General features: G+C 64.2%; 4 protein-coding genes. 2 read left to right on the forward strand and 2 right to left on the reverse strand.

The window, feature by feature from the left end; all coding sequences use genetic code 11:
- Positions 1-74: 74 nt before the first annotated feature.
- Both AC4CS3_RS19360 and AC4CS3_RS19365 read right to left on the reverse strand, forming a co-directional pair.
- A complete protein-coding gene (locus tag AC4CS3_RS19360) occupies positions 75-1,433 on the reverse strand; it encodes an MFS transporter (RefSeq protein ID WP_441413367.1) in 1,359 nt (452 codons plus the stop codon).
- 35 nt (positions 1,434-1,468) lie between these two features.
- Positions 1,469-2,407 (reverse strand): proteasome assembly chaperone family protein, encoded by a 939-nt coding sequence (locus AC4CS3_RS19365; protein WP_490784782.1) that lies wholly within the window; start codon positions 2,405-2,407, stop codon positions 1,469-1,471.
- A gap of 318 nt (positions 2,408-2,725) precedes the next feature.
- Between AC4CS3_RS19365 and AC4CS3_RS19370 the strand changes: the two genes are divergently transcribed.
- Together AC4CS3_RS19370 and lpdA are read left to right on the forward strand one after the other, a co-directional pair.
- Positions 2,726-4,246 carry a leucyl aminopeptidase gene (locus AC4CS3_RS19370; protein ID WP_490784783.1) on the forward strand — a complete coding sequence of 507 codons (1,521 nt, stop codon included), beginning with the start codon at positions 2,726-2,728 and terminating at the stop codon, positions 4,244-4,246.
- Positions 4,247-4,481: 235 nt separating this feature from the next.
- Positions 4,482-5,864: a dihydrolipoyl dehydrogenase gene (gene lpdA, locus AC4CS3_RS19375; protein ID WP_441413370.1), complete on the forward strand. Its 1,383-nt coding sequence runs from the start codon at positions 4,482-4,484 to the stop codon at positions 5,862-5,864.
- Positions 5,865-6,000: the final 136 nt, after the last annotated feature.

The raw sequence follows: 6,000 nt of genomic DNA on the forward strand, positions 1-6,000 counted from the left end.
GAGGGCAGGCCTCAATTGCCGTATGTGGACAAAGGTGTCCGTCAGCGCCTGTGGAGGAACACCGTGAGAGCAGGCTACGGCGTGGAGCTCCGCTGCTTCGCTAGCCGTTCGCGGCGCAATTCCACGCGGCGTCGGCGCTGGTTTGCCAGCGACACGAGGAGTGGCGGGACGTGTACACCCTGGGCCGCCATTTGGCGGCGCACTTTGCGACGGGTCATGAGGATCAGGACCGTACCCACGAGCAGGAACAGGAACTGCACGCTCAATGCGATGCGGAAGGACGCCAGGCCGTACAGCTCCCCGCCCGAGAAACCGCTGGTGTGGAGGAGGTCGAGGATGAGCCCCACCAAGTAGATCGTCACGAGGGCTGCAACGAAGCCACCCACGTTGACGATGCCGGTGGCGGTGCCGATCCTGTGGGAAGGATTGAATGTCCGGGCAAAATCAAAACCGATCATGGACCCGGGGCCGCCGATGGCCAGGGCAACCACCAACAAGGCAAGCAACCATAGGGGCGCCCTGCTCGGCAACAGCAGCACCGCAGCCCACGCGAGCGCGGTGGCCGCCGTAATCAGGAGGACCATGGCCGAGCGCCGCATGGGGTGCCTGGCCACGAAGGTTCCAAACAACGGTCCCACGAGAATGCTGGTGACGACGAAGAGTCCCATCAAGGCGGACACGGTGGCCGGGTTCAGGCCCTGCGCCGATACCAGGAACGGGTAACCCCAGGACATGGCGAAGACGTTGCCGCTGAACTGGACCGTGAAGTGGCACCAGAGTCCCAGGCGCGTCCCGGGCTGCTTCCAGGCACGGGCCAGTGTCACGCCTGTGGCGCGTAGCCCTTGGGCGCTCTCCCGCGGCGGGTGACCCGGCGGAACGTCCCTGAGCAAGGCGAGAACAAGGACGACGGCGAGCGCCGACAACGAGCTCAACGCCAGGAAGGCCGTATTCCAACCCGCCGAATGAAGGACCAGCGCGAACGGCACCACACTGATGAGCTGGCCCAGCTGGCCCGACATTCCCGTCAGCTGGGTGACGAGCGGAACCCTTGCCGGCGCGAACCAGATCGGCACGAGGCGGATCACGGAGACGAAGGTCATGGCGTCACCGGCGCCGACGAGGACGCGGCCGAGCACGCCCGCCGGAACAGCGTCGGCATAAGCCAACTGGAGTTGGCCGAGGCCCATGAGCACGGCACCGCTGGCGATCATGGCGCGCGAGCCGAAGCGGTCAACCAGGAGCCCGACCGGTATCTGGAGGCCGGCGTAAACCAGCAGTTGAAGCACCGTGAAGAAGGAAATGGCCGCCGCGCTGGCATGGAACCGTTCGGTAGCCTCCAGTCCGGACACACCGAAGGATGTGCGCTGGGCGACCGCCACAAGGTAGGCAAGCACCCCAATCGTCCAAATGAGCCAGGCGCGGGGTGCGTTCACCGTTCCATTATGCCCGGGGCCGCATTAAAGCTGCTTTATGGGCGCGCATCTTTACGTGCGAGATACGCCTCAACCGCCGCGCCCAGGTCCTCGGCGTTGGGCAGTTCGTCATTCTCGTCGGCGAGCAGGGAACGGCGGACTGTTCCCTCGGCCTTGTCGTCGTAGCGGGACTCCAGCTTGGAAACCACCTGCTGGACGTCCTCGGATGCTTCCACCTGTTCGGCGATCTGCCTGCCCACTTCCCTGCCTGCCTCGCGAAGCCGGTCCGTCGGCAGCATCAGGGACGTGGCCGCACCGAGGTATTCGAGTCCTGCGACCGCTGCCGGCGGGTACTCGGCATCGGCGAGGTAGTGCGGGACGTGGATGACGTACCCGGCCACTTTCCGCCCGGCCTCGACCAGTCGCAACTCGAGGATGTGGCCGACGGCCGCAGGAACCTCGACAGTCGGCTTCCACGTCGAAATGCCCTCGATGAGTTCCGGGCGGTTACCGTGCACCGTGACACCAACCGGCCGGGTGTGCGGAACAGGCATGGGAATGGAGTGGATCCAGGTCACCAGGTTGACGTCCAGTTTTTCCACCATCCCGACGACGGCGCGCGCGAAACGCTCCCATTGGAGATCCGGTTCAAAACCGGCAAGCAGGAGGAACGGCTCGCCCAAGCCGTCATTGAGCTTGTAAAGCGCCAGTTGGGGGGCTTTGTAGTCCTCCAAATGGTCTTCGACAAAGCTGATGTGGGGACGGCGCGTGCGGTAGTCGATGAGCTGGTCGGCGTCGAACACAGCCACGGTTTCGACTTCGAGCGTATCCAGTAGTTCCCGGTTGATCTGCTGGACCACGTGACCGGCATCAGCGAATCCGGTGAAGCCCATCAGCATGTTGAGGCCCCTGATATCCGGGCTGTGGAAGAGCTCGATGTTGCTCGCATAGAGCGACTCAGGGTCAAGGAGTGAGCCGGAAATCCGTTCAAACACGGCATGTTCCTTTCGCAGTTTCAAATTCTTGGAGGAGCAGGCGGCTGCACGCCGCAACAGACGCCTCGGCGGCCGGCCACGCTCCATGTATTGGTACAACGCCCCGGACCGGCCGCGCATTCCTGTCGGCCAATGTGCCGCAACTCTCATTTAATTGCTTTCCCGCGCAACGGACAGACTACGATCGAGACGTGCCGCCGTGTGCGGACCCAAGCAACCACCGACGTTGTCACAAGCGGACAACCGAGGGGTACCAGGGCCGGGCGCCTAACATGCAGCCCGGCCAAGCCATGCAGAGAGAGATGAGGACAAATCCTCGTGGTGAAGACTACAGACATCACCCTTGGCACTATTGCCAAGGACCTGAAGAAGGCGCCAAGCGACGCACTCGTGATAGCCGTTGGTCAGGGGGAAGACGGGCCGGTACTGCTCGGGAACCCGCTGGGGGCGAAGGCCGCGGAAACCCTCGCCGCTTCATTGGGCCTCCTCGGCATCACGGGAGCACCCGATCAGGTACACCGTCTGCCGGGTCTTCCGGAGACCGGTTCGGGCGTCCTCGTCCTGGCAGGTGTCGGCAAGGTCGCCGGCGACGCGCTCCTCGCCGAGGAAACCCTGCGCCGGACTGCAGGATCCGCCGTCCGCCAACTGGCCGGTTTGTCCTCCGTGACACTGGCCCTCCCGACGGCGTCCCTCGCCGACGTCGCGGCCGTCGCCGAAGGCGCCGTGCTGGGTTCCTATTCCTATACAGAGCACCGCTCCAGCAAGGACGGCCTCAAGGATCCGGTCGGCAAGGTCCTGATCCACACGGCGTTTGACGGCAAGGACGTCCAACCCGCGCTCGACCGGGCACTTCTCGTGGGACGCGCGGTCAACGCCACCCGCACCCTCGTCAACCAGCCTCCGAGCCACCTGTACCCGGAGTCCTTTGCCGAAGCTGCCAAGGAACTCTCCAAGGGATTGCCGGTCAAGGTCACCGTGTGGGACGAGAAACGCCTCGAAAAGGACGGTTTCGGTGGAATCCTGGGCGTTGGCAAGGGTTCAACCCGCCAGCCGCGCCTCGTCAAGGTGGAGTACGCCCCGGCCAAGGCCACCAAGAAGATCGCGCTTGTCGGCAAGGGCATCACCTTTGACACGGGCGGCATTTCCATCAAGCCTGCCCTCGGCATGGGCGACATGAAGAGCGACATGGCGGGCGCCGCCGTCGTACTTAATACTGTCCTGGCCGTCGCGGGACTCGGGTTGCCCGTCAAGGTGACCGCGTGGCTCTGCATCGCCGAGAACATGCCCTCGGGCGCTGCACAGCGCCCGGCGGACGTCCTCACCGTGTACGGCGGCAAGACGGTCGAGGTCCTCAACACCGACGCCGAGGGACGCCTGGTCATGGCGGATGGAATCGTCGCGGCCAGCCTCGAGCAGCCGGACGCAATCATCGACGTCGCGACACTGACGGGCGCCCAGCTGATCGCCCTCGGCAACCGGACCGCTGGTGTCATGGGTTCCGACGCCGTCACGGGCGCCCTCAAGTCCGCGGCAGACCGCGCGGGCGAGCTCGTCTGGCCGATGCCGCTGCCGGAAGAACTGCGGGCCAGCCTCGACTCGCAAGTGGCGGACATCGCCAACATCGGCGAACGCCACGGTGGAATGATGACCGCGGCTGTGTTCCTGCGCGAGTTCGTCGGGAAGGACGCCGAGGGCAAGCAGATCCCCTGGGCACACGTCGATATCGCCGGCCCGTCCTTCAACAACGGCAGCCCCTACGGCTACACGCCCAAGCAAGGCACCGGCTGCACCGTTCGGACGCTGCTCGCCTACGTCGAAGATGTGCTGGCCACGGCCTAAACACGTCCCCAAGTGGGGCCGGTCCATGACCGGCCCCACGGCCTGACGTGAGTCTGGCCACAAGCGCCCCACAAATGCCTCGGCAGGGTGGAGCATGGATAAGTGGTTCGCTAAGGTGAACCACGGTAGTCACAAATGCAAGAGAACTTCGGTGCTGGCATAATCGCGGCAGTACAAGTTCCAAGACCAGATGACGCGTAGTCGCGTGTCATCGCTCACGCGAGGGAGCGTCCTAGTGGCCGATCAGGCAACTGCGCAAGAATTCGACATCCTGGTACTCGGTGGCGGCAGCGGCGGCTACGCCACGGCTCTGCGTGCCGTTCAGCTTGGTTTCACCGTTGGCCTCGTCGAGAAGGGAAAGCTCGGCGGCACCTGCCTGCACAACGGGTGTATCCCCACCAAGGCCCTGCTGCACTCGGCGGAACTGGCCGACCACGCACGCGATTCCGCCAAGTACGGCGTCAACGTCACGTTGGACAGCATCGACATCACGGCCGTGAATGCCTACAAGGACGGAATCGTCGCCGGTAAGTACAAGGGCCTGCAGGGACTCATCAAGTCCAAGGGCATCACGGTCATCGAAGGCGAAGGCAAGCTGCAGGGCACCGACACCGTCGTCGTGAACGGCGCAGCCTACAAGGGCAAGAATATCGTCCTGGCCACGGGTTCCTACTCCCGTTCCCTGCCCGGCCTGGAAATCGGCGGCCGCGTCATCACGTCCGATGAAGCGCTGACCATGGACTACATCCCCAAGAGCGTCATCGTCCTCGGCGGCGGCGTCATCGGCGTCGAATTCGCTTCCGTGTGGAAGTCCTTCGGCGTCGACGTCACGATCGTTGAAGGCCTCCCCTCCCTCGTTCCCAACGAAGACACTGCCATCGTCAAGAACCTTGAGCGCGCCTTCAAGAAGCGCGGCATCAAGTTCAGCACCGGCGTCTTCTTCCAGGGCGTCGAGCAGGACGACAACGGCGTGAAGGTCACCCTGGTTGACGGGCAGACCTTCGAGGCCGATCTCCTCCTGGTTGCCGTGGGCCGCGGCCCCGTCACTGCCAACCTTGGTTACGAAGAAGCAGGTATCACCCTCGACCGCGGCTTCGTCATCACCAACGAGCGCCTGCACACCGGCGTCGGCAACGTCTACGCCGTCGGCGACATCGTCCCCGGCGTGCAGTTGGCCCACCGCGGGTACCAGCAGGGCATCTTCGTCGCCGAAGAGATCGCGGGCCTGAACCCGGTGGTCGTCGAAGACGTGAACGTCCCGAAGGTCACCTTCTGCGAACCTGAAATCGCCACCGTTGGCTACACCGAAAAGGGCGCCAAGGAGAAGTTCGGCGAGGATCAGGTCCAGACCCAGGAATACAATCTGGCCGGCAACGGCAAGAGCTCCATCCTGGGCACGGGCGGCATCGTGAAAGTTGTCCGCCAGAAGGACGGCCCGGTGGTCGGTATCCACATGATCGGTTCCCGCATGGGCGAGCAGATCGGCGAAGCACAGCTCATCGTCAACTGGGAAGCACACCCGGAGGACGTGGCCCAGTTCATCCACGCACACCCGACGCAGAACGAGACCCTGGGCGAAGTCCACCTCGCGCTGGCAGGAAAGCCGCTCCACGGCTAAGTCTTTACGCAAGACACCCGGTCCTGGGGCCCCCCCCACCACGGGGGCGGGGGCCCCCCCCGCCCCCCCAAAACCCACCAAGAAAAAAAAAAGATATACGGGGCGACAAGTAATTGTTACGAGAAATTGAACCACC

Source organism: Arthrobacter sp. SE2 (genome assembly GCF_058244265.1).